Below are 24,752 nucleotides of genomic sequence, written 5' to 3'. Positions count from 1 at the left end.
AGTGCAGATTTTGCCATCAACACAGACCAGACGATCATGACCAAGCTGACCCTTGCCGAAGCCGCGAAAAAGGCCCTTCTGACCGAAGACGCCACAAAGAAGGCCGATGTCACTGCCGAAATGGCTGCCATGTGGCGCAGTGGCGAGATCAGCGAAGTCGGATCAACCGACCTGCCCGATCGTCCCGGCCGTCCGGCAAAGCCGGAACTACTTCCGCCCAACAAGATGCCCAAGCGCAAAAAGGGCAGCGTTCAGGGCCGTATCGGACTTTTGCATGCACTGGCCCATATTGAGCTCAATGCGATTGATCTGGCGTGGGATCTGTGTGTCCGCTTTCCCGAGGCTGACATGCCGCGCGATTTTCATGATGCCTGGGTTCAGGTGGCCGATGACGAAGCCCGCCATTTCAAAATGATCAGCAAGCGTCTTGGCGAACTTGGCGCGGTCTATGGCGATTTGCCAGCCCACGATGGTCTGTGGCAAACATCGATGGATACGTCCTATGACATTTTGCCGCGTCTGGCCGTCGTACCGATGGTGTTTGAGGCGCGCGGCCTTGATGCCACCCCGCCGACCATTGAACGGCTTTTGGCGCATGGGGATACGGAAAGTGCGCGTATTCTTAAAATCATTGCCCATGATGAAATCGCCCATGTCGCGGCGGGTCGAAAATATTACGAATACATCTGCGATCAGCGCGACCTACCCTATTACACCACCTGGCATGACATGCTGCGCAAGCATTTCCGTGGGCCGCTCAAACCGCCCTTTAATGACGAAGCACGTTATGAGGCCGGCATGCCGCCCGACTATTATCAGGACTATGTCCTTGAACTGCCTGACATTGATGGCGAAAGCGCATAAACAGCGCACAGTCAAAATTAAATCATCAGACAATTGACACACCTCATGGTGGTAGCGCCTTAAATCATCGACACTCCTTGGCGCGATATTTGACGAAAAGCATGATCTTTTCACCGTCATCAGCAAGGAGTTGTCACCATGCCCTCCACCATGAAAGCCGCCGTTGTTCGCGCTTTCGGCGATCCCCTGTCGATTGAAGAAGTCACCGTCCCCAAGGTCACGCCGGGAAAAATCCTGGTCAAGATCGAGGCATCCGGTGTCTGCCACACCGACCTTCACGCCGCCGAAGGCGACTGGCCGGTCAAACCGAACCCGCCCTTTATCCCCGGTCACGAAGGGGTCGGCATTGTTGCCGAAGTTGGCGAAGGCGTTAAATCCGTCAAGGAAGGCGATCGCGTGGGCGTGCCGTGGCTGCATTCGGCCTGTGGTCATTGCCATCACTGCATCACCGGCTGGGAAACCCTGTGCGGTGAGCAGCTTAATACCGGTTATTCCGTCAATGGCGGCTTTGCCGAATATGTTCTGGCTGATCCGGATTATGTCGGCCATCTGCCCGACCCGCTTGAATTCGGCAATGCCGCCCCGGTCCTGTGCGCTGGTGTGACGGTTTATAAGGGGCTCAAGGAAACCGAATGCAAACCCGGCGAGACCGTGGTGATTTCCGGTGTCGGCGGGCTGGGTCATATGGCCGTGCAATATGCCAAGGCCATGGGCATGAAAGTTATCGCCGTTGACATTGCCGACGAGAAACTGAAGCTCGCCAAGGATCTTGGTGCGGACTGGACCCTGAATGCGGCCGAGGCAGATGTTGTCTCCGAAGTCCAAAAGCAGATGGGTGGCGCCAACGGCGTTCTGGTCACCGCTGTTTCGCGCGCGGCCTTCAAACAGGGCGTTGGCATGCTGGGCCGTGGTGGCACCATGGCGCTGTGCGGCCTGCCGCCGGGAACGTTCGAACTTGATATCTTCGATACCGTCCTGTCGCGCAAAACCATCCGTGGATCGATTGTCGGTACCCGTGCGGATCTGCAGGAAGCCCTTGATTTCGCAGGCGACGGCAAAGTGCATTCCCACTTCACGACCGAGCCGATGGAAAACATCAACTCGATCTTTGATCGCATGCGCGATGGCAAGATCGATGGCCGTATCGTCATGTCGATCTGACATTGCCTTTAGGTCCATCAAAATACTCAACACGGGCTTCTGAACGGAAGCCCGTGTTGTTTTTTCAAAGATCATTCGTGCTGTGAGGGTCTTCTGCGTAATAGCGCACCGGCACCTGATTACCGACAATCTTACGGATACGATCAATCCACCCAGTTACCGCCGGAAAAGCGGTCATATCCAGATCAGCTTCGTGGGCGAGATGGGTATAGGCATAAACAGCAATATCAGCGACTGAGTAGAGGTCATTGGCCAAAAACCGCTTGCCGGTCAGATAGCGGTCGAGATTCCCCAAGACACCGCGTGCAGAGGCCCGGCGTTTTTCAAGCTGTCCCTGATTGCGGTCATTCTTTCCTGTCAGGTTCCAATGGCGCAGTGTCGCAATCGTCGACTGGACATAATCAGCTTCGAAAAACAGCCACTGGCTGACCTTGGCACGCTCATAAGGATCATCTGGCAAATAGTCGCTACCTTCCGCCAAATAAATCAGGATGGCATTCGACTCTGCGATGCAACGACCATCATCAAGCTCAAGAACCGGCACCGCCCCCGCCGGGTTCCGTTCAAAGAATGCGTCGGTATGACTTTCGCCTTCAAAGATCGACAGCCATTCAGTGTCGTAGCTGATGCCGAGATGAGCGCAAAGTTGTCGGACCTTCCAAGCATTTTGTGAACCGGGGTAATCATAAAGCTTCACGGCAGTTCCTTTCATAAGACAAAGGGGTTGCGTTCCAGCCCTATCCCTGGCTGGTTGGCAAACTCGGATTTTTGGAATACAGCAGTCAGATTTGATGCTGTGATCGCAAGGTTTCAGGCAGCGTTGGCAAGCATCGTTGCTTCATGATCCAGCAGCCATTTCTTGCGCTCAAGCCCGCCGGCATAACCGGTCAGGGTGCCGTTTGATCCGATCACCCGATGGCACGGCACAATAATCGAAACCGGATTAAGGGCATTGGCCCGGGCCACAGCCCGCACCGCTTTGGGATTGCCCAACTGATCAGCTAATCCTGCATAAGACAGGCTCTGACCACTCGGTATCGAGATCAGCGCATCCCAAACCAATTTCTGAAACGCGGTGCCGACCATATTGATTGAGCCCATCGGCAACGGCCCGACAACGCCTTCGAAATAACTATCGAGCCACTTGATCACTGGTGCGGGTGCTGCTCCGCCCTCCTCCCATTCAAGGTTTTTGAAATGGCGGTTCTGGATGGTGTGCAGGCGGTCATCATTGTCTTCGAAATCGAGATGCACCAGCTTGCAGCCAATGCTCGCGAGCGAAAGTTTGCCGATCGGGCTGGCATAACGCATGACGTTAATCTGGGTGGACATCATCATTCTCCTTCCAATGCGGACCAAAGATACTGCGCGGCGTAGGCCCGCCATGGCCGCCAGTTTTCCGAAATGCTTTCCAGTGCCTTGGGTTTGTCCGGCCCGCCGCCCATGCCTGATGCCTTAAGGATGCCAAGATCGGCGGCCGGAAAAGCATCCGGATCACCAAGCCCACGCAGACCAAAGTAATTCAGCGTCCATGGACCAATCCCCTTGATCGCCGTCATGGTGGCAATCAGCTCATCGCCGGATTTCTGATCGCAGTCCGGGCGGGCAAAAAGCTCAATCACATCCGCAAGGGTTTGCGCCCTGCGCGTGGTCAGGCCAATCGGCATCAGTTCCTGCCCGATCAGGCTTTGCGGCGTCGGGAAGACATGCGTAATGCCGGTTCCGACCACCAGGTCATCTGGTAGGGCTTCACCAAATCGTGCCACCAGCCGCCCCGCCAAAGTCCGCGCTGCCGCGACCGAAACCTGCTGTCCCAAAACCGCCCGCAGGGCCAGTTCAAACCGATCCCAGCATCCCGGCACCCGAAGGCCGGGACGTTTTTCCACCAAGGGGGCAAGCAAGGCATCCTCGGCAAATTGGGCGGTGATTGATGGCACATCGGCATCAAGATCAAAAAGCCTGCGGACCCGTGCGCCGATTTCAAGCACCGCTTCGCGCGCAGGGCCGCGCAGGATGACATCCACGCCACTTTGATCGGCACTGAAATGGCAGATCATCAAGCCAACCCGCCCGTCAAACTTGAACCCGCGTACATAGATGCGGTCACGCACCGTCTCAAGGCCTGGAATGGCACGTGCGCGGAAGAAGGTCAGAAGATAGTCGGCATCAAACGGTTGGCGGGCGCGCAGACGTAAAATCAGATCGTCATTGCGCGCAGCAAACGGATCATCCGTGATGGGCTTGTCCAATGCCTTGGTTTTGACGCCCCGGCGAAATGCGGTTGGCGCCTGCCCATAGGCCTGCTTCATCGCATCATTAAACCGGCGCAAACTGCCAAAACCGGCAATATCGGCGATTTCGGTCATGGTCAGATTACTATCGACAATCAACTGACGGGCACGGAGCAATCGCCGTGCCTTGGCATGTTCCTGCGGGGTGACACCGGTATGGTCCTTGAAGATGCGGCGCAAATGCCGGTCGCCAACACCAAGCCGGTCTGCCAGATCGGCGATCGAGCCATCTTCAAGCGCGCCCTGATCAATCAGGCGCACCGCACGGGCCACGGTTGCATGCACACCGGCACTTGCCGGGCTGCCCGGTGCGGCTTCTGGCCGGCAGCGCAGACAGGGGCGAAAGCCATGGGCAATGGCGGCCTCGGCACTGGGATAGAATTCGACATTGTCGCGCTTGGGCGTGACGGCCGGGCAGATCGGGCGACAGAAAATCCCGGTGGTCCGAACGGCGGTGTAAAACCGCCCGTCAAACCGACGGTCCCGGGTTTTGAGTGCCTGATAGCAGATATCGTTATTGAGCTGTTCCATGCCACGCAGTTTAGCAGAACCGGCAAACAAAACTCGCCAGATTCGGACTCAGACGTTTCAACTTTATTTTGCACGCAGAACCATCAAACTCTTCAACTTTTGCGTTTAGTCACCAAATACTCAACAAACAAGCATTATCCCTAAATGGGGATGTTTTGGCGTCGTCAACAGAACTAAAAACTATACCAACGGTTAATTTTGACGCTGTCGAAACCTGGGCGAAAGCCCCCCAGAGTTCGGAAACGGGCGACGGGCACTGCGAGAGGAAATGTCATGAAACGTATTTCGGTGAAGCTGCCGACAATTATTGCGTGCCTGATCCTGCTAACCGCGCTGAGCGCGGGTGGCATCCTGTCTTTTGAACTCTGGGTGACCCAGAAAACCGAGGTTCACAACAAACTTCTGGCACTGACAGATGCTCGTAAAAACGCTATTCAGTCCTATCTGCAGGCGATTGAGGAAGACCTGATCGTCGAAGCAGACAGTGGTTATACGCGTGATGCTCTTAAGGCATTTACCCAAGGTTGGGATCGCCTGGATGGCAACCCGATGACAGCGCTTCAGAAGCTTTACATCTCGGACAACAGCCATCCGCTTGGAGAAAAGCACCTTCTGACCGACGCTGGCGACGGATCGGACTGGAGCCAGGCACACCGAACCTATCACCCGCATTTTCGCGAGTTCCTTGAGCTCAAGGGATACTACGACATCTTCCTGATCCGTGCTGATGGGGAACTTGTTTATTCCGTCTTCAAGGAAGCTGACTTTGCCACCAACCTTAATGACGGCAAATGGGCGGATACCGATCTTGGTCGCGTGTTTCGCGATACGATGGCGCTGAGTTCCGCAACAGACATCGCCTTTACCGATTTCAGCCCCTATGCGCCCAGTGCAGACGCACCGGCGAGCTTCATCGGACATCAGGTCCGCAGCGAAGCGGGTGAGTTGCTGGGGGCCATGGTCTTCCAGATGCCGATTTCGCGCATCAACAACATCATGAATGTCTCGGTCGGCATGGGCGAAAGTGGCGAGACCTATATCGTTGGCCAAAACGGCTTGATGCGCAGTGATTCGCGCTTTTCCGAGGAAAGCACCATCCTGAAAATCCGGGTGAACGATGCTGCCATGCGGGACGCATTGTCTGGCAATAGCGGCATTCACGAAATTCTTGATTATCGCGGCATCCCGGTCATCTCTGCCTATATGCCGATCCACTTCAATGGTGTCGACTGGATTGTTTTGGGTGAAATCGATACGGCCGAAGCATTCGGTCCGGTTTATAGCGCCCTGATGATTGCCGCCGTGATCGTCGCCATTGTGACAGCACTTGGCGTTGCCGGCAGCATCCTGTTTGCCCGTTCGGTCACCAAACCGATTGAGAAGATTGTCGGCAACCTCGGCCAGCTTGCCGATGGCAAACTTGATACCGAGGTCTTTGGCACCAGCCGTGCCGATGAAATTGGCGACATTGCCAAGGCAACCGAAGTCTTTAAAAAGAACATGATCCGGGCCAAGGAACTCGAAAGCGAGGCCGAAAAGGCCAAGGAACGTGCGGCGGCAGAAAAGCGTGAGCAGATGAACAAGCTTGCCGATGCCTTCCAGGACAATGTTGGCTCCATCGTCAGGGTTGTGGCGTCTGCCGCGACCGAGCTTGAAGCAACCGCCCAGAGCCTGACCGCGATGATGGAACAGACCAACACACAGGCAACCTCGGTCTCAAATGCCTCTGGCCTTGCCAGTGCCAATGTCGAAACCGTGGCGTCCGCCTGCGAAGAGATGGCCACATCTATTCGTGAAATCAGTGCGCAGGTTCAAAATGCCACCCATATCACGACGCGTGCGACCGAAACCGCGACCTCGACGCGCGAAACCGCGACCGGCCTTGCCGACTCTGTGCGCGAAATTTCCAGTGTGGTGGAACTGATCCAGGACATCGCCGAGCAAACCAATCTTCTGGCACTCAACGCCACGATCGAAGCCGCACGTGCAGGCGATGCCGGCAAGGGATTTGTGGTTGTCGCGCAGGAAGTCAAAAACCTCGCCAGCCAGACGGCCCGTGCGACCGAAAACATCACAGCACAAATCGAAAAGGTTCAACGCATTACCAACACCATGGTAACTGCGGTCGACGAGATCAGTGATGTTATTGAAAACAACAAGCAAAGCTCGACCGTGATTTCGGCTGCTGTGGAGCAACAAGACGCCACCACGAACGAAATCACCCATAACATTGCCCTTGCCGCCAACGGCACGCAGGAAGTCGCCAACGCGATTACCGATGTCACCAAGGCCGCAACCGAAGGCAGCCATTCCGCTGCCCAGGTTCTTGCCAGCGCGCAGGAGCTTTCGCAATCGGCAAGCAGGCTTGGCAAGGAAGTCGACAGCTTCATCGCAACTGTCCGGGCAGCCTGATCAAATCGCTCGACCAAGTCAAAACGTGCTCCGTTTAATCACGGAGCACGTTTTTTTTAGGGATTAGTTCAACGGGATATCGTTATCCGCCTTGGTGTCCTGATACTGGGCAGAGAGCCGATCATATTCGTCCGAGATCTCTTTGGCCCGCGCGAGATAGGCGGTCTTCTGATCACTTGGCATCTCTGCGACCATACCCATCATCGAATGGCTGTCCCAGAACGCGTTGGATTTGTTGTATTCGCCGTCTTCAAGGGTGAAGACCTCCTTCATGATTTTCAGATCATGGGGGATGGCAAAGGCATCGCGCGAATCTTCATACGAGAAGAAGTAATAGAAATTATCAAACCCGGCCCAGGTAATGGCCGAAAGGCACATTGAGCACGGCTCGTGCGTTGATAGAAAGATCAGCTCCGAAGTCGCAGGGCGCTGATCAGAGGGCATTTCATAGAACCGCTTCAGGCAATGGACTTCACCATGCCACAGCGGATTTTCGGTTTCATTGTTGGTTTCAGCAATCACCAGCGACAAATCATCCTTGCGCAGGATCGCCGCCCCGAAAAGCTTGTTACCGCCCGATACCCCCGCGCGTGTTTTCGGCAAGATATCGTCTTCGAGGACAGAAAACAGGCGGTCGAGGATTTTCTGATCAGTCTTGGTATCGGTCATGTTGGCGGCCCCGGATGGCGATGAATGCGTATCATGCCATTTCATCGCGTCCGGGCCGCCAAGCCAACCTGTTTTTCGCTTTTAATCGCGCTAAACAGCGTATTGATCCGTTTGACAATCAAAGACCGCGCAAGATGCCGTCACTGTCAGGTAGCTGCCGACTTTCCGGCGGAACCGGGATATAGAAATCACGATCAAGCAGTGTGTTGATCGAAATCAGGGTTGGGGATTTGGTATCACGCACCTTGGTAATCAGCGCATGATCAACCGGTGCCATTTCGCGGATTTTGATGACTTCGAAAATCGGACCGTTGGGTGTAGCGAGTTTGAACTGGTCGCCGACCGCGACCGGACCATGGGACTGATGGGCCATTTGGATCTTCCCGTGAGAGTATGGATGTTTGCTCCGCACAACCCGCCAGTGCCCCGTGCTATGCCGGTGATTTGTTGTTTTTGACAGGCCGCGCTTGACCGTACTCTTGCAGAGCTATTCGGCAATTCTGTGACAGAAATGGGATTTTTGCGGACTTTGGTCGGTTTTCTTGTCGTTTTGATCCGCGCAAAGAAAAACACCCCACCGAATGATCAGCGGGGTGTTTGCAAATTCAGGCAGGATCAAAAGACCGATCAATCGATATCTTCGATTTCCCCGGCAGAACCCGTGACCTTGGCGGCAAGGGCTGCTGCCATAAAGGCATCAAGATCGCCGTTCAGAACACCCTGGGTATCAGACGTTTCAGTCCCCGTACGCAGATCCTTGATCATCTGATAAGGCTGCAGGACATAGGATCTGATCTGATGGCCCCAACCGATGTCGGTTTTGCTGTCTTCGACTGCCTGTGCTTCGGCTTCGCGCTTTTTCAGCTCAGCCTCATACAGACGGGCTTTCAGCATCTTCATCGCCGTTTCGCGGTTTTTATGCTGCGAACGGTCGTTCTGACACTGGGCAACAATACCGGTCGGAATATGGGTCATACGCACAGCAGAATCGGTTCTGTTAACGTGCTGACCACCGGCACCCGATGCGCGATAGGTATCGACACGAAGATCCTTATCCAGGATTTCGATTTCGATATCGTCGTCAATCACAGGATAAACCCAAACAGACGAGAAGCTGGTATGGCGACGCGCAGAACTGTCATAGGGTGAAATTCGCACCAGACGATGCACACCCACCTCGTTCTTGAGCCAGCCATAGGCATTATGACCGGTGATCTTGTAGGTCACCGATTTGATGCCGGCTTCCTCGCCATCACTTTCTTCAAGCATCTCGAGTTTGTAACCCTTGGACTCTGCCCAACGGTAATACATGCGCGCCATCATTGATGCCCAATCCTGTGCCTCTGTCCCGCCGGCACCGGCATGGATTTCGAGATAGGCATCATTGGAATCGGCTTCGCCCGAAAGCAGGCTTTCAAGTTCGCGCTTTGCGGCGATCTCGCGGATCGAACGCAGGGCTGCTTCGCCCTCCTCGACCGTTTCGCTGTCGTCCTCGGCCTCGCCAAGTTCGATCAGTTCGATACTGTCTTCAAGCTCCTGGGCGAGCTTTTTATAGCCATTGATGGCGTCATCAAGCTGGGTACGTTCACGCATGACTTTCTGCGCGTTCGCCGCATTGTCCCAAAGGGTCGGGTCTTCGGCGAGTGCGTTCAGTTCGTCGAGGCGTCTAAGAGCGTTATCCCAGTCAAAGATGCCTCCTCAGCAGTGCCATCGACTGCTTGATTTCATCGACCAATGCCTGTGCTTCAGCGCGCATTGATGTCTCCGTTATTCGTCTGAAAATCTGTTTCGTCGCATCGATGATGCGGCAATGTCGGCGTGGCTTATAACAGTTTTTGTCCCGGTTGAAACCCCTGCAACCATGCAAAAACCCGGCGCGGTTGATGCGCCGGGTTCATGTCGTTTCCATCAGGAAAAACTGATCGATCCGGGAATGGCGGCTTAGTAAATGCCGCCCGGCCCGGCAACGGCACCGCCGCTGCTGTCCGATGCGCCCGAACCGCTATAGCCACCGTCAATGACGCTGTCATTTGAAGCCGGGATGGTGCCGGGTTTGAACGCTTCCCAGATCACATCCTGATCGCCCGGACGGGCAGGAAGACCGGTGCGGGCCTCAACCCGGACCATGCGGATGCCCGGCGGGGTACGGAACGGAATGGCCTTGGTGCCTTCAAGTGCACCGCGCATGAATTCCTTCCAGATCGGGGCTGCGGCACTGGCACCCTGTTCCTTGTCACCAAGGGATCGGTTGTCATCAAAGCCGACATAAACACCAACCGCCAAGTCAGGCGAGAAACCGACAAACCAGGCATCGCGTGAATCATTGGTCGTGCCGGTCTTGCCGGCCAATGGATAGCCAAGCTCTGCAATGCGCCGCCCGGTCCCGCGCGACACAACACCTTCCATGATATGCACCATCTGGAACGCACTGGCCGGATCGGTCAGCTGTTCGCGGGTATCGGGAAGGTCCGGCGGCATCTGATTACGGAATGCCACGTCCTGACACTGGGCACACTCGCGCTCGTCCCGGCGGTAAATCACATTGCCGCGACGGTCCTGAATACGGTCAATCAGGGTCGGCGTAATTTCCTTGCCGCCATTGACCAGTTCGGCATAGGCAGCGGTCAGGCGCATGACGGTGGTTTCGGCCGCACCAAGCGACATCGAAAGAACATCTGGCATTTCATCAACAATGCCAAACCGTTCGGCGTAATCGACCACAGTCGGCATGCCGATGGTCTGGGCCAAACGCACGGTCATCAGGTTACGCGATTTTTCAATCCCCAGACGCATGGTCGAAGGACCATAGAACTGGCCGCTATAGTTACCCGGCTTCCACTTGCCAAGTCCCGGCCCCTGATCGATCACGAACGGCGCATCAAGCACCAGTGTCGATGGGGTAAAGCCCTTATCAAGGGCGGCGAGATAAACAAACGGCTTGAAGGCCGAGCCCGGCTGACGACGGGCCTGGGTTGCACGGTTGAATTTCGAAAGGTCATGCGAAAAACCACCCGACATCGCCAGAACACGGCCGGTATGCGGGTCCATCGCCACCAGACCACCATTCACATTCGGGATTTGACGCAGGCCATAGGTATTGGGCGGCAGTTGTTCGCCATCAAGCTCGGCGAAATGTTTGACGTAAATGACATCGCCGGGTTTAAGGACATCCGACGGGCTATTCACAACAGCACCCAGCGTCTGCCCCTTTTGCCACGGGCGCGCCCATGTCAGGAAGCGCAGCGGAATGCGGCCCTGCTCGCCATTCAGAAGGCCGAGTTTTGCTTCATTGGCGTCGGTATCAAGGACAACCGCGCGATCCCACGGGATATCAGCCGGTGTTTCGACTTCGCGCAGAGTCTGCTGCCAGTTGCCGGACAGATCAATATTGGTGATCGGACCGCGCCAGCCATGACGACGGTCATATTCGACCAACCCGTCAAACAGCGCCTTGTCCGCGATATCCTGCAAACGTGGAACCACGGTGGACCGCACCGAAAGGCCGCCATCATAAAGCATGCCCTCGCCATAGCGATCAACAAGCTGGCGACGGACTTCCTCTGCAAAGAAATCGGCCTGATAGGTATCAACCGATTCACGACTTTTACCAACGAGCGGGGATGACCACGCCGCCTGTGCCTCAGCCTCGGTGATGTATTTTTCTTCCAGCATCCGGCCAATCACCCAGTTACGGCGCGCCTTGGCTTCATCATGGTTACGGACCGGGTGATAGTTCGAAGGTGCCTTTGGCAGGGCGGCAAGATAGGCCGCTTCTTCGACATTCAGCTCATCAAGCGACTTGTCGAAATAACGCAAGGCTGCTGCAGCCACGCCATAGCTGCCACTGCCGAGGTAAATCTCGTTCAGATACAACTCAAGGATATGTTCCTTGGAAAAGGCCCGCTCGATCCTGAAGGACAGGATGGCTTCCTTGATTTTACGCTCATACGAAACTTCGTTGGTCAGAAGGAAGTTCTTGGCGACCTGCTGGGTGATCGTCGATGCGCCAACCGGGCGTTTGCCTGTCCCCAAATTGACAACGTTGGTGACAGCGGCGCGCAGGACAGACGCAAAATCGATACCCGGGTGGGAAAAGAAGTTCTTGTCCTCGGCCGCGACAAAGGCATCAACAACCTTGTGCGGGATAGCCGAAATCGGCACGAAAACGCGCTTTTCACGGGCATATTCGGCAATCAGTGCCCCGTCAGATGCATGAACGCGTGTCATGACCTCGGGCTCGTAATTTTCAAGCTGGGTGTAATCGGGAAGTCCCTGACCAAAATGCCAGAAGATCGCCAGCATACCGGCACCGCCCGCAACCGCCATCAAGAACAGAAAGCCGAAAATACTAAGTAAAATACGCATGTAAGCAGGTCTTTTTCATTTTGTTGGCCTGATCCGACAAGGGGGCATATTCATGCACTCTTATCGGAAATGCAATGTCCCGGCAGACATTTCGCCCGTCTGTGCCGAAAACCCGGATTTGCCCGCATTATAGCGGCAAAATAATGACGAGGTTGTGACAGCCGCCACGCCCGGCAGCTTTTATTTCAGAAACAGCGCGCACAACCACCCTCAATCAACGCCGCAAAGGCCGGATTGATCCCAAAGGCAGCAAACGCGAACCCAGCTTTTAGAACTTGTGCTTCTCGAAATAGATATCAATTGCCCGCATGACGGCATCGGCAATCTTTTTGCGATGGGCCGGGCTTTGCAACAGCTTGGCATCCGTCGCGTTTGACAAATATCCCATTTCAAACAGGGCGGAGGGGATATCAGGTGCCTTCAGAACCGCAAAACCGGCAAATCGATGGGTGCGGCGTTGCAATTCAATGCTTTGGGCAAGCTGGGTGACCATGTTGGCCGCCAAGGTTGCCGACAGGTTCATGGTTTCCCGCTGTGCCAGATCAATCAGGATGCTCTGCACCAGCGTGTTTTCATCAGAAAGATCAATACCGGCGATGACGTCGGCCTTGTTTTCCTTTGATGCCAAGGCGGCGGCCTCTTTATCCGATGCGTTTTCAGACAGGGTATAGACCGATGCGCCGCGATGCTTGGGATTGCCGATGGAATCTGCATGCAGGGAAATGAACAGATCCGCCCCGGCCTTGCGCGCGATGTCCACGCGTTGACGGAGTTTCAGGAACACATCCTTGTCGCGCGTCAAAAGCACGCGATAGCGCCCCGATGCTGTCAATGTTTCGGCAAGCTGGCGGGCAGCAGCAAGGGTCAGGTCCTTTTCATAGACATTACCCACCCCGATGGCACCGGGATCAACCCCGCCATGGCCGGCATCAATCGCAATCAACGGCTTTTCATCGCCACCCCGGCCGGATTGAACAGCGACATCCACACTTTGTTCGGTGGCGCTGGTGTCGTTACGGCTGCGTGCGGAATAGGCTTCCATGCTTTGGCGCGAAGCCGTCAGGAAGGCGTCACGTTGTGTCGGTTTAATATCCACGACTAGTCGGTTGGGCTTCCCGCCACCGGGCGGCAGGGAGAAAATCTTGGACACCAGTGACGGCTGCGCAATATCGAGAACGACACGGAACGTGCCCGGTTTAAACAGACCATAGCGCAGACCGGAAATAAGCCCACCACCCGACGTCACCTTACCCGGAGGCGCATTCCAGTCAATTTCAGGCATATCGATGATGATGCGATACGGATCGGGCAGCAGGAAATAGGTAAAGTCGACATCCTGATCAAGGTCGATCACAAAGCGGGTGTAATCAGGATAAACGCCCAAACGCGCGCCAAGCACCTTGGCCGGTTGGGCCGATGCCGTTGATGCGATCATCTGGGCTGCAAACACCAGCGCAAACAGCACCATCATCGACCTGCCGATTTTGGCCAGGATCGATCGCGATGATGCGTTTTTCGTCATGGAAAGTGAATTCGCGTGCTGTGAATGCATGTGTCGTTTCAGCGCCTGTTACCCTGCAAGAGTATCTGTTCACCGCTTATAGCAATGCGTTGGTTAACGGGCAATTGACCAACACCAGAACTTGGTGATCGCGTCTTTCAACTTTCCGCGATGACAAAGGCAAATGATGACACGGCAAAAACAGTGTCTTTTCATATATTTGCCGGAAATAAATCGCCAAAAGGAAAATGGCGCGGATTTCTGTGTGTTTTTACAAGTTACTGTCAGAAAGTCGTCACATCGCGCAACAAAACTGTTTGTAGCATACGCATAAAAGAGATATGTTGCACCCGAGATTCCTAATAGCTTTGTGGTAAGTAATCAAAATGCCACCAGGCTGAGGACGCGACGAGTGCAGTTCTTACGGTCGGTGTCTCGGTGACGCGGCAATTCCCGCTCCCGATAGAGCCCTCCTCAAAAAGGCTGTCTTGGCGCGCTCGAAAAGACACGCAATCTAATTCTTTTGTTTCAACACCAAAACCAGGTCCAACCGGAAGAGCAGCCGACACGCGATGACCCAGATACATACAGGACATATCGCGACCTTTATGGGCGGCGCCTCCGGACACGCCGGTTTGTTTGCATATCAGCGCAATTGCGCCCGTAGCATTGAACTGGCGGGGCCTACAGGAACAGGTTCCGAATGGTCAAACGCATGCTTATTGATGCAACGCACGCGGAAGAAAGCCGCGTCGTTGTTATTAACGGAAATCGCCTAGAAGAATACGACGTCGAAACTTCGACGAAAAAACAGATCAAGGGTAATATCTACCTCGCGAAAGTCACGCGGGTAGAACCGTCGCTTCAGGCGGCCTTTGTTGACTACGGCGGAAACCGTCACGGGTTCCTTGCCTTTAGCGAAATCCATTCCGACTATTACCAAATTCCGGTTGCCGACCGCGAGGCGATTGCTCAAAGCAACGCACAGGTCAAGGACGCCGAGATCGTCGAAGACAATATCGGCGATGGCGAAGACAGCCCGAAAAAAGAAAAGAAACCGTCGCGTTCCCGTTCGCGCCGCAAACCGCGCGCAAAGGATAAGGACGAAGCATCCGACACGTCTGATGCAGAAGCCCAAGACGCCGGCGCAACGACCGAGGCCCCTGCCCAGTCTGATGCAACTTCCGACGCACCTTCTGACGCCGCAGCCGACAATGCCGGTTCTGGCGAGGAAGAAGAAGCCAAGCCGCGCCGTCGTCGTCCGCGCAACCGTCGCAAGAAAAGCGACGAGGTCGAAGCAGCCGGTTCGGACGCAGATGCAAGCACCACTTCCGAAGGCAGCGACGATAACGGATCAGATGGTGATGACACCCCGACCGGCGGCAACGCTGCGATGTCGGCAGAGATCGCCGAACTTGACGTTGATGTCGATGCCGAAGGCGATGATGCCAACGAAGTGACCGCACTTGATGCGACCGCCGATGTTGAAGAAGACATCGAAGACCTTGGCGGTGACGACAGCGACGAATTCGTCGAATCGCACAGCCGTCAGCTTCAGAAACGCTACAAGATCCAGGAAGTCATCAAACGCCGCCAGATCATTCTGGTTCAGGTCGTCAAGGAAGAGCGCGGCAACAAGGGTGCTGCTCTTTCGACCTTCCTGTCGCTGGCCGGTCGTTATTGTGTCCTTATGCCAAACACCCCGCGTGGTGGCGGCATTTCGCGCAAGATCACCAATGCCAAGGACCGCAAGCGTCTGAAATCCATTCTGGCAGAGCTTGAGATTCCTGATGGCATGGCGGTTATCGTTCGTACCGCCGGTGCCGAACGGACCAAAGCCGAAATCAAGCGCGACTTCGATTATCTGATGCGTCTGTGGGATCGTATCCGCGAAACCACCCTTCAGAGCCAGGCACCATGCCTGATTTACGAAGAAGCCGATCTGATCAAACGTTCCATCCGTGACCTTTATGCACGTGATGTCGATGAAGTGCTGGTCGAAGGTGACGAAGGTTACCGGGTTGCCAAAGACTTCATGAAAATGCTGATGCCGTCGCATGCCAAGCGTGTGCAGCCCTACAAGGATCAGGGCGTACCGCTGTTCCACCGTTTCCAGGTGGAAAGCCAGCTTGATGCGATGCTCAACCCGGTCGTACAGCTTAAATCCGGTGGTTATCTTGTTATCAACCCGACCGAAGCACTGGTCGCGGTTGACGTTAACTCCGGCCGTTCGACCCGCGAACGCAACATCGAAGAAACTGCTTACAAGACCAACCTTGAAGCGGCCGAAGAACTGGCACGCCAGCTGCGCCTACGTGACCTTGCTGGTCTGATCGTTGTCGACTTCATCGACATGGAAGACCACCGCAACCAGGCATCCGTCGAGCGCAAGCTGAAAGAAGCAATGCGCAACGACCGTGCCCGTCTGCAGATCGGTCGCATCAGCCCGTTTGGTCTGCTTGAAATGTCGCGTCAGCGCCTGCGTCCGTCGCTGGTCGAAAGCGCGTTTGAAGTTTGCACCCACTGTCGTGGTGTCGGCCTTGTCCGTTCGATCGAAAGTGCAGCCCTTCATCTGCTGCGCGTGATCGAGGAAGAAGGCATGCGTCGCCGTTCCGGCGCGCTGACCGTCCATGTCGCAAGTGAAGTCGCGCTTTATATCCTGAACCGCAAACGTGACTCGCTTGGTGAAATCGAAAGCCGTTATGGCTTCAGCGTCATGATCTTTGGTGATGACAGCCTGATTTCGCCGGACCACCGGATCGAGCGCACCCGTGCGAAAAAGGGTGACGAAGTCGAAGAAACCTCGGCCGTCCTCAATACAGACAGCGTTTCGCTAACCGCGATTGAAAATCCGGTTGATACGGATGACGAAGAAGATGACATCGAACGCAGCGAAGATGACGATCAGGGCGGCAAGCGCCGTCGTCGTCGCCGTCGCCGCCGTGGCCGCAACGATGACCGCGATGATCGCAATAACGATCACCAGCAGGATGCATCGGGCGACAGTGATGATGCGTCTGACAACAATGATCGCAACAGTAATGACGACGACGATGATGATGATGACAGCAACCGCAAGCGCCGCCGTCGCGGCAAACGTGGTGGTCGCCGTCGTTCGCGCCGTCAGGACTTTGATGGCAACCGTACCCGTTCGCCTGCTGATGATCCGGCCCTGACGGCTGCTCGCCGCAACCGCGATCACGAAGCACCGGACGGTGCCGCCGAAGACACCGTGATCGACGCCGACAGCGAAGGTCAGGATGCAGACAGCTTCGATCAGGAAGGCGTTCGCACCGGACGTTCGCGCAGCACCACTGCCCCGGCCCCGGCCCGTCCGCGTCGTGATCGCAATGACAACCGTCGCAATCGTCGTGACCGCAACACCCGTTCGGATCGCAATGACGAGGGCAACGAACGCGATGTAAAAAACATCCCGATCCAGTCTGGCCCGGCCCCGGAAGCACAGTCGGAAGCACCGAGCGAAGCAAAACCGGAAGCGGCAAGCACTCCGGCCGCTGCCCCGGCAGAAGTCAGCACCCCGGCTCCAAAAAAGGAAGCTCCGAAGGCAGAAGCCCCGGCAGAAAAAGCTGCTGAACCGGCTCCTGCCCCGGCACCGGAAGCAGCCCCTGCTGCGGAACCGGCAAAGGATGAAAAGCCGAAGCCGAAAAAGCGCGGCTGGTGGAGCCTTGGTCGCTGATTTCGTTCGATCAAAAAAAGAAAAAAGACCGCTGAAATTCAGCGGTCTTTTTTTTGTTTAAAGCTTCAGCGCTTTTGGGGATGATTTACAGCAGATTGGCGCAAGAGGCAGAGAGTTATGGAAAAGAAGATATTTCATCCTCAGATGACGTTCAAAAGATGGGGCAAACTCCTTGGCGCAATTATCGCCTTGGATATAGCCGCCGCTTTCGTCTTCTACGCCCTTACGTTGCTCAAAATATTGGACATAGACGCACTTCACCAATTTTCATTGCCAATCATAATTCTTGTTTGTGCGACAATTTTTTCCGCGTTCTGCTGCCTTGGTTCGATACTGCATAGCTATTTTTATGCGTCCTTCGCCAAACGCGGCAGTTACTCTATGACGGACAAAGTTCGGCAAACACCCCTCACCCTATACCTCATCAAAGAGGTCGTCGAAAAAGCTGACAGCCAGGGACTAGAGGGGCGTTACCGATAAGTCTGGAAGAGAATTTACCGCTTCCAGTTCTGAAGCGCCTTGACCGCGCCGATCATGGTTTCTTCGCTGTGCGCAAACGAGAAGCGGACATAGCCCTTGCCGCGCATCCGGTCGAAATCGGTGCCGGGCGTCGTCGCAACACCGGTTTCTTCAAGCATCTGTTTGCAGAAGGCTTCGCTGTCGCTGGTCAGTTCGCGGACATCGGCATAAAGGTAAAACGCACCATCGGCCGGGGCAAATTTGGTGAAACCGGCCTTGGGCAAACCTTCGAGCAGGATTTCACGATTGCGCGCATAGGCCGCGATATTGGCCTGTAGCTCGTCCTCACAATCAAATGCCGCCACCGCGGCCAGCTGTGACAATGCCGGGGCCGAGATAAACAGGTTCTGCTGCAGGCATTCGACCGCACGCATCAGATCAGGTGGCACAATCGCCCAACCCAGACGCCAGCCGGTCATGGAAAAGTATTTCGAGAAGCTGTTGATGATGATCGCCTCATCACCGAATTCAAGGGCGGTGCATTCCGCCACATCGCCAAATGAAATACCCTGATAGATCTCGTCACTGATCAGGCGAATGCCGTTATCACGGCAATAGGTCGCCAGTTCGCGGTAGGTCTCGACATCAATCATGCTGCCAGCCGGGTTGGACGGGCTGGCAACGATCAGGCCATCGACCGGCTCATCAAGATCACGCAGCATCTGAACGGTCGGCTGATAATGGGTATCCGGTCCTGCGGGCAGATTGACGGTATCAATGCCAAGCGCGCTCAGGATGTTGTGATAGGCGGGATAACCGGGGGCAGCCATCGCAACCCGGTCACCCGCGTCAAAGGCCGCCAAAAACGCCAGCACAAAGATAGAGGAAGACCCACTGGCGACACAAACCCGCGCCGGATCGACCGAAACACCAAACTTGGTCTTGTAATGCCCGGCAATCGCTTCGCGCAGCGGGTCAATGCCCATGGCATTGGTATAGCCAATCAGATCAGACTCAAGCGCCTTGGCTGCGGCTTCGCGCACCTTGCGCGGTGCCGGGGTTCCGGGCTGGCCGACTTCGAGGTGATAGACAGCCTTGCCTTCCTTTTCGCGCGCATTGGCCGCGCGCATGACATCCATCACGATAAAGGGCGAAATTGCGCCGCGAAGGGATTGTTTCAATGCCATTTGTGGGGTCCTGACATGGGTTCAAGAACAACAGGGCAGGTTGTTCCCTGCCCTGTTGGTTGATCTTTGATTAGCGGGTTCCGGCCATGCCGCCACCAGCCGGATCGGCAAGGAACTGGCAGCTTTCCGGATGAGGTGGCGTACCTTCAAGGCACTTGATGACATTAACCGAAGACGCCCCATTGGAATTAAGCGCGACACCGGATGCGGCACCACTACCAATCAGGTCTTCGGCCATGGTGGCAATCTGTTTGGTTGCACCGGCTGGCGTGCCTGTTCCGGCAATGCCGTAATAGTATTCCCAGACAAACGGGTTCACCATCAGTGCCGGGCCCATCAGCGGGGGCGAAACCATCGCAGCATCGCCAGCGGCAAGGTTAAGACCAAAGGCGTCTGCGCCAAGCCCCGCACCAAACGGCTTGTTCATGGTCGTCACACAGGCAACTGCATTGGCCGCCCGATCCACCACGACAAAGCCACTGCGTCCGGCATTGGCCTGAGCTGCCTCGGTCCCCGATGCGATATCCGCGAGATACCGGTTGAGGATATCGGCAAGCTCACCGCCCTCGCTGATCACCGAGGCGCCGGAATTGGCGCGCGGCGGATAGGCAAGATAAAGCGTTTCGTTGCCAACCTTGACCTCGGTCGCGGTTTTCCATTGCGGACGATAGGTGCGCATGTCTTCGGCGGTAAGCGTGCCACCCGCCGCAGTCACGGCATTGGCGATATCGGCACCCAATGCACCATTATAAAACTCGCCCGGTCCCTTGACGCGAAGCGAAGTCAGAAGGGCTGCAAGGTTGACCGCACGAATACGATCGCCGACTTCCAACATTTTGCCATCAGGCATGAAGGTGGCGCGCAGTGCCGGGCTGGCTTCGATCCGAGCCCGGTTGGCTTCGATATCATTAACCAGCGAGCGCGAGACCGGCACACCCAGGCGAGCATATTGTTCAGCCGCACTGATCAGCGAGCCCCACTGCAAACGACCATAACGGGCACTCAGCGCGTAAAGGCCGCGCGGTACGGTCGGGACCGTGGTTGCGGTTTGATCAGAGCCGGTGCGGGTCCCCGGACGCGGCCAGAAATCAAGGACTTCGACCTTCTTGGTCGCACGGTCATGCACGACACAAACCCCGCCGCCACCGATACCGGCAACAGATGGCTTGGTCACGGTCATAGTGGCATAAAGTGCAACGGCCGCGTCCGCCGCCGTCCCGCCAGCCGACAAAACATCGCGGGCATTGCGCACTGCGCGCGGCTCGTCGGCAACCACGCCACCGAAGTAGCCAGAGACTGCCCCTATTTGACCAATATTTTCTGTTTCATTAGCACTACATGCAGCAAGACCGGCAGTCATTGCGATTGCGAACGCGATCCGCCATGATGGCTTGCGCGTCGGCACGGAACCGACATCAATCGAACGAAAATATGGAACGCACATTTTGCTCAGACGCATTATTACTCTCACTGCCATTTTCCTTGTTGCCCTGCCTAGCACGGTTTTCGCGCAGGGTCGCTCTTTTATCCGCGATACAGAGATCGAGGAAACCCTCCGAATGTATGCCACGCCCATTTTCAGGGCGGCTGGCCTCGATCCGAATGGCGTGTCAGTTTATATCGTTTCCGACAACAGCTTGAACGCATTTGTTGCCGGGGGCCAAAAGCTTTTTATCAATACTGGGCTGCTGTTAAAAGCAGAGACTCCAGAACAGGTTATCGGGGTGATGGCCCACGAGACCGGTCACATTGCCGGCGGCCATCTTTCGCGTGTTCATGACCAGCTGCGCAACGCGTCTGCGATCTCCATTCTGTCCACCATTGCCGGTGTTGCTGCAGGTGTTGCTGCAGGCCGTTCTGACGTTGGCACGGCCGCCATTCTGGGTGGTCAGAACGTCGCAACCCGTAACTTCCTTGCCTATTCCCGTACCCAGGAAAGCAGTGCTGACCAAGCCGGTGTGAAGTTCCTCACCAATGCGGGAATTTCATCGCGCGGGATGCTCGAATTCATGCAAACCCTTGAAGGTCAGGAATTGCTGAGTACCGCCAGCCAGGACCCGTATCTGCGAAGCCACCCGCTGACCGTCGAGCGTGTCGATTTCCTTAAAAATTACGTCAACAACTCACCGCTCAAGGACACCAAGGTCAGCCCGGAACTTTACGAGCGCCATGCCCGCATGCGCGCCAAGCTGTTTGCCTTTACCAACCACATCCAGAATACGATGCGCACCTACCCGGAAAGCGATACAAGCATTCCGGCGCGCTATGCACGTTCCATCGCCTATTACCGCGACTCACAGCTTGAACCAGCACTTGAGATCATCGAAGGCCTGATCGCCGAAGAACCATCGAACCCGTATTTCGAGGAACTGAAAGGTCAGATTCTTCTGGAATTCGGTCGTGCACGCGATGCCATCCCGCCATTGCAGCAGGCAACTGATCTTTCCAATGGCGCACCGTTGATCCGGTTGCTTCTGGCACATGCGATGATCGAAACCGGTGACGAAGCCTATCTTGCGCCAGCCAAGGAAAATCTGATCGGAGTATTGTCACGCGAACGTGGCAATGCATCAGCATGGCGTTTCCGTGCCATTGTCGAAAACCGTTTGGGCAACGAAGGCGAAGCGTCGCTTTCACAGGCGGAATACAGCCTTTTGACCGGTGATCGACAGGCCGCAAGTTATCACGCGGTACAGGCAGACCGGAAACTTGAAAAAGGAACGGCAACCTGGCTGCGCGCGCAGGATATATTGCAGGCTACAAACCCTGACGGTGTTCCAGGCAAGAGCGAGGGTGAAGGCAAGGACAAACCCAATTGAGCACGCCCCACAGCGCTGTCCCACACAACACGTCCCCCAAGGCCCGTGCGTTCACACGCAGGGGCCTTTTGGCGTCTGTGATCGGAACAGCAGGGACACTGGGAACCATGAGCTTGATTAGCGGTTTGGCCGGGTGTTCCCTACCCGGTGCCGGTGTGGATGTTGGCGGTGATTTGAAACTGCTTTATGCGCCATTTTCGCTTAGCAACCCGCCGCGCTATTGGCAGGTGGGCCAGAATGGCGATCCCGGGCCACTCAGTTGGGAAGACAAGGACGGGCGCATTGCTCTTGCCGCCCGACCGGGACTGGGATCATTTGAAATCGGCCGACGGACCAACGTCATCGTTCTGGCGTCTCCGTTCCTGTCCTTTGACTGGCAATTTAACAGTGCCGCACAGGTCGGCGATGTTGAACTGGTTCTGGGTTTCCGGCGACAAGCACAAGGCAACTGGACCGAAAACGATCTTGGATCGGGTAAACCGGGGGTCGATCATGAAGTCCGCATTGCGATTGGCCAGTATTCGGTGCGTTACGGGGAATGGCACCGGGAATACTTTGATCTGGCAACACTTTATCGGCGCTATTGGCCAGATGCGCCCGCAGACGAGGTGCGGCTTGTCTGGATCGGGCTTGTGTCGGGTACGGATCATGCCCCGGTAGAGAACAGTGTCACACACCTAACGCATATTTTACTTTCCCGTTAGCAACCAGATCACGTATCAAAAACCATCACATTCAATCAGGGTCAGGTACATCCCGTCACCACTGACCAGAGAGACAAAAGGACGCCCTATGACTTCCCAGATCGCAAAACGCTTTGTTGCAGGTACGGCTCTTGGCATGAGCATGCTGTTTGGTGCAAATGTTGCCATCGCTGACGACGCGCTTAGCACCGACCAGAAAGCTGAAATCGAAGGCGTTATCGAACAGTATCTGCTTGAAAACCCGGACGTTCTGCTGCGTGCCATCCAGAATGTTCAGACCTGGCAGGCGGCTGAGCAGTCCCGCCAGCAGGCAGAAGCCATCGTTCCGGTCTGGGATGCGCTTGTGGCGGACAGCACCGTTCCGTCCATCGGCCCGGTGGATGCCCCGGTCACCGTGATCGAGTTCTTTGATTATCACTGCGGATATTGCAAACGCGCCTTTGATGGCGTGAAGGAAATTGTCGAAAACAGTGACGGCAAGGTCCGCACCCTGTTTATCGAATTCCCGATCCTCCGCGAGGAAAGCACCCTTGCCGCGCGCGCGGCCCTTGCCGCTGCCAAGCAGGGCAAATACATGGAAACCCACGAAGCCTTCATGACCAACCGCGGCCTTCTTGATCAGGACCGCATCAATGAACTGGCCGCAGGTGCCGGTGTTGATGTCGACCAGATGCTTGAAGATATGAAGGCACCTGAAATCACGGGCATGATTGCGCAATATTCGGCGATGGCCCGTGCGGTTGGCATTTCGGGCACCCCGGCCTTCTTGATCAACGGCACGATGGTATCGGGTGCGGATATGGATCGCGTCAATGCGCTGGTCGATGCCGGCCTGAAGGACGCTTCCTGATCCAGACAGGCAGGCATCCCGAAACGGCCAACATGTGCAGTTTGGTTGTTTCGCCGTCTTAATAAAAAAAGCCAAGGGCCGTTTCACAATCGAAACGGCCCTTTTATTTTGTCGTATTTCGCAAGCAATTGCTGATCAGATGATCCCGGCCAGTGGCGAAGACGGATCGGCATATTTCTTTTTCGGCATGCGGCCAGCCAGGAAGGATTCACGCCCGGCAATGATGGCATGTTTCATTGCACGCGCCATGCGGATCGGGTCCTTTGCCCCGGCGATGGCCGTGTTCATCAAAACACCGTCACAGCCAAGCTCCATTGCAACCGCGGCGTCTGATGCGGTCCCGACCCCGGCATCAACCAGAACCGGCACATTGGCGTTTTCCTTGATCAGCGCGATATTGACCGGGTTCAAAATACCCATGCCGGACCCAATCAGGGAACCCAGCGGCATGATCGCGCAGCAGCCCATATCTTCGAGCATCTTGGCCTGAATGGGGTCATCGCTGCAGTAAACCATGACATCAAAGCCATCCTTGATCAGTGCATCGGCCGCCTTGAGCGTTTCAGGCATATTGGGATAGAGCGTTGCCTGATCGCCCAGCACTTCGAGCTTTACCAGGTTCCAACCACCTGCTTCACGTGCAAGGCGCAGTGTCCGCACCGCATCATCGGCCGTAAAGCAGCCCGCGGTATTGGGCAGATAAGTGTATTTTTTCGGATCGACATAATCGACCAGCATCGGCTGGTTCGGATCGATCAGGTTTACACGGCGCACAGCAACGGTGACGATTTCCGCCCCCGATGCCTCAATCGCGATTTTGGTTTCTTCAAAATCCTTGTATTTGCCCGTACCGACAAGAAGACGCGATGAGAATTTCTTGCCCGCAACGACGAAACCATCGTCGTCAGCAGCGGCCAAACCGGCCTCATGTGAACCGCCGCCGATGAAATGGACGATTTCGAATTTGTCGCCTTCGGCAAGCGGAGTTTCGCCGTAAGCGGTTTTGGGAACGATTTCCAGATTGCGCTCAACCGCGACCTTGGTCTGGGCGATTCCAAGTTCGCCAAGAAGTTCGGCAACGTTTCCGGCATTTTCGATGGTGCGGTCTTCACCGTTGATCGTCAGACGCATCTTTTCGTTTCATCCCTTTGGTATCAAAATCTTCACGATTGCCGCGCAGTATGCGCAGCACATTCGCCTGAAGCAAGCTGTCTTGCGTACCTTTTTGGCTTTGTCCACATA

At 55.7% G+C, this 24,752-nt stretch carries 19 protein-coding genes; 8 read left to right on the top strand and 11 right to left on the bottom strand.

What is annotated here, in order from left to right; genetic code table 11:
- Positions 1-36: 36 nt before the first annotated feature.
- Positions 37-864: a ferritin-like domain-containing protein gene (locus UF64_RS04925; RefSeq protein WP_044827529.1), complete on the top strand. Its 828-nt coding sequence runs from the start codon at positions 37-39 to the stop codon at positions 862-864.
- Positions 865-1,002: 138 nt separating this feature from the next.
- Complete coding sequence (gene adhP / locus UF64_RS04920; protein ID WP_044827501.1) at positions 1,003-2,025, top strand: alcohol dehydrogenase AdhP; 1,023 nt, start codon at positions 1,003-1,005, stop codon at positions 2,023-2,025.
- 64 nt (positions 2,026-2,089) lie between these two features.
- Here adhP and UF64_RS04915 read toward each other — a convergent pair whose 3' ends face one another.
- From UF64_RS04915 to UF64_RS04905, 3 genes are all read right to left on the bottom strand, one after another.
- A complete protein-coding gene (locus tag UF64_RS04915; RefSeq protein ID WP_200892638.1) occupies positions 2,090-2,722 on the bottom strand; it encodes a glutathione S-transferase family protein in 633 nt (210 codons plus the stop codon).
- Between the two features lie 113 nt (positions 2,723-2,835).
- Positions 2,836-3,357 carry a methylated-DNA--[protein]-cysteine S-methyltransferase gene (locus UF64_RS04910; RefSeq protein ID WP_235284966.1) on the bottom strand — a complete coding sequence of 174 codons (522 nt, stop codon included), beginning with the start codon at positions 3,355-3,357 and terminating at the stop codon, positions 2,836-2,838.
- A 2-nt stretch (positions 3,358-3,359) separates the two neighbouring features.
- Positions 3,360-4,877, bottom strand: coding sequence for a DNA-3-methyladenine glycosylase 2 family protein (locus tag UF64_RS04905; protein ID WP_235284965.1), 1,518 nt, complete (start codon positions 4,875-4,877; stop codon positions 3,360-3,362).
- 243 nt (positions 4,878-5,120) lie between these two features.
- On the opposite strand from UF64_RS04905, the gene UF64_RS19870 reads away from it, so the two are divergent.
- A complete protein-coding gene (locus UF64_RS19870; RefSeq protein WP_082049532.1) occupies positions 5,121-7,259 on the top strand; it encodes a methyl-accepting chemotaxis protein in 2,139 nt (712 codons plus the stop codon).
- A 63-nt stretch (positions 7,260-7,322) separates the two neighbouring features.
- Here the strand turns inward: UF64_RS19870 and UF64_RS04895 are convergent, their stop codons facing one another.
- The 5 genes from UF64_RS04895 to UF64_RS04875 form a co-directional block, all read right to left on the bottom strand.
- Positions 7,323-7,928, bottom strand: coding sequence for a nucleoside deaminase (locus UF64_RS04895; protein ID WP_044827527.1), 606 nt, complete (start codon positions 7,926-7,928; stop codon positions 7,323-7,325).
- 118 nt (positions 7,929-8,046) lie between these two features.
- Entirely contained in the window at positions 8,047-8,301 is a 255-nt protein-coding gene (locus UF64_RS04890; RefSeq protein ID WP_044827497.1) for a hypothetical protein, read from the bottom strand.
- A gap of 254 nt (positions 8,302-8,555) precedes the next feature.
- Positions 8,556-9,684, bottom strand: a protein-coding gene (gene prfB / locus UF64_RS04885) for a peptide chain release factor 2 (protein WP_152630606.1) whose coding sequence is annotated in 2 segments (ribosomal slippage) — positions 8,556-9,614 and positions 9,616-9,684 — 1,128 coding nt in all. Because the reading frame shifts where the segments join, the coding sequence is not laid out codon by codon here.
- Positions 9,685-9,869: 185 nt separating this feature from the next.
- A complete protein-coding gene (locus UF64_RS04880; protein WP_044827495.1) occupies positions 9,870-12,293 on the bottom strand; it encodes a penicillin-binding protein 1A in 2,424 nt (807 codons plus the stop codon).
- Between the two features lie 268 nt (positions 12,294-12,561).
- Positions 12,562-13,815: an N-acetylmuramoyl-L-alanine amidase gene (locus tag UF64_RS04875; protein WP_052657454.1), complete on the bottom strand. Its 1,254-nt coding sequence runs from the start codon at positions 13,813-13,815 to the stop codon at positions 12,562-12,564.
- Positions 13,816-14,497: 682 nt separating this feature from the next.
- Between UF64_RS04875 and UF64_RS04870 the strand changes: the two genes are divergently transcribed.
- Both UF64_RS04870 and UF64_RS04865 read left to right on the top strand, forming a co-directional pair.
- Entirely contained in the window at positions 14,498-17,491 is a 2,994-nt protein-coding gene (locus UF64_RS04870) for a ribonuclease E/G (RefSeq protein WP_044827494.1), read from the top strand.
- Between the two features lie 117 nt (positions 17,492-17,608).
- Positions 17,609-17,971, top strand: a complete 363-nt coding sequence (locus UF64_RS04865; protein WP_044827493.1) for a hypothetical protein — start codon at positions 17,609-17,611, stop codon at positions 17,969-17,971.
- Between the two features lie 14 nt (positions 17,972-17,985).
- Here UF64_RS04865 and UF64_RS04860 read toward each other — a convergent pair whose 3' ends face one another.
- Together UF64_RS04860 and UF64_RS04855 are read right to left on the bottom strand one after the other, a co-directional pair.
- Complete coding sequence (locus UF64_RS04860) at positions 17,986-19,137, bottom strand: pyridoxal phosphate-dependent aminotransferase (RefSeq protein ID WP_044827492.1); 1,152 nt, start codon at positions 19,135-19,137, stop codon at positions 17,986-17,988.
- Between the two features lie 70 nt (positions 19,138-19,207).
- Positions 19,208-20,596 carry a gamma-glutamyltransferase gene (locus UF64_RS04855; protein ID WP_044827491.1) on the bottom strand — a complete coding sequence of 463 codons (1,389 nt, stop codon included), beginning with the start codon at positions 20,594-20,596 and terminating at the stop codon, positions 19,208-19,210.
- Between UF64_RS04855 and UF64_RS04850 the strand changes: the two genes are divergently transcribed.
- From UF64_RS04850 to UF64_RS04840, 3 genes are all read left to right on the top strand, one after another.
- Positions 20,529-21,956 carry a M48 family metalloprotease gene (locus tag UF64_RS04850; protein WP_369792938.1) on the top strand — a complete coding sequence of 476 codons (1,428 nt, stop codon included), beginning with the start codon at positions 20,529-20,531 and terminating at the stop codon, positions 21,954-21,956. The genes UF64_RS04855 and UF64_RS04850 overlap by 68 nt on opposite strands.
- Positions 21,957-22,063: 107 nt before the next feature.
- A complete protein-coding gene (locus UF64_RS04845) occupies positions 22,064-22,660 on the top strand; it encodes a hypothetical protein (protein ID WP_044827489.1) in 597 nt (198 codons plus the stop codon).
- 88 nt (positions 22,661-22,748) lie between these two features.
- On the top strand, positions 22,749-23,510 hold the full coding sequence (locus UF64_RS04840) for a DsbA family protein (protein WP_044827488.1): 762 nt from the start codon (positions 22,749-22,751) through the stop codon (positions 23,508-23,510).
- Between the two features lie 135 nt (positions 23,511-23,645).
- Here the strand turns inward: UF64_RS04840 and thiS are convergent, their stop codons facing one another.
- A complete protein-coding gene (thiS, locus tag UF64_RS04835) occupies positions 23,646-24,641 on the bottom strand; it encodes a sulfur carrier protein ThiS (protein ID WP_044827487.1) in 996 nt (331 codons plus the stop codon).
- Between the last annotated feature and the right edge of the window lie 111 nt (positions 24,642-24,752).

The organism is Thalassospira sp. HJ, assembly GCF_000948415.1.
GTDB lineage: Bacteria > Pseudomonadota > Alphaproteobacteria > Rhodospirillales > Thalassospiraceae > Thalassospira.
Note: the sequence above shows the minus strand (reverse complement) of the source record. Positions and strands in the feature narration are given on the sequence as shown.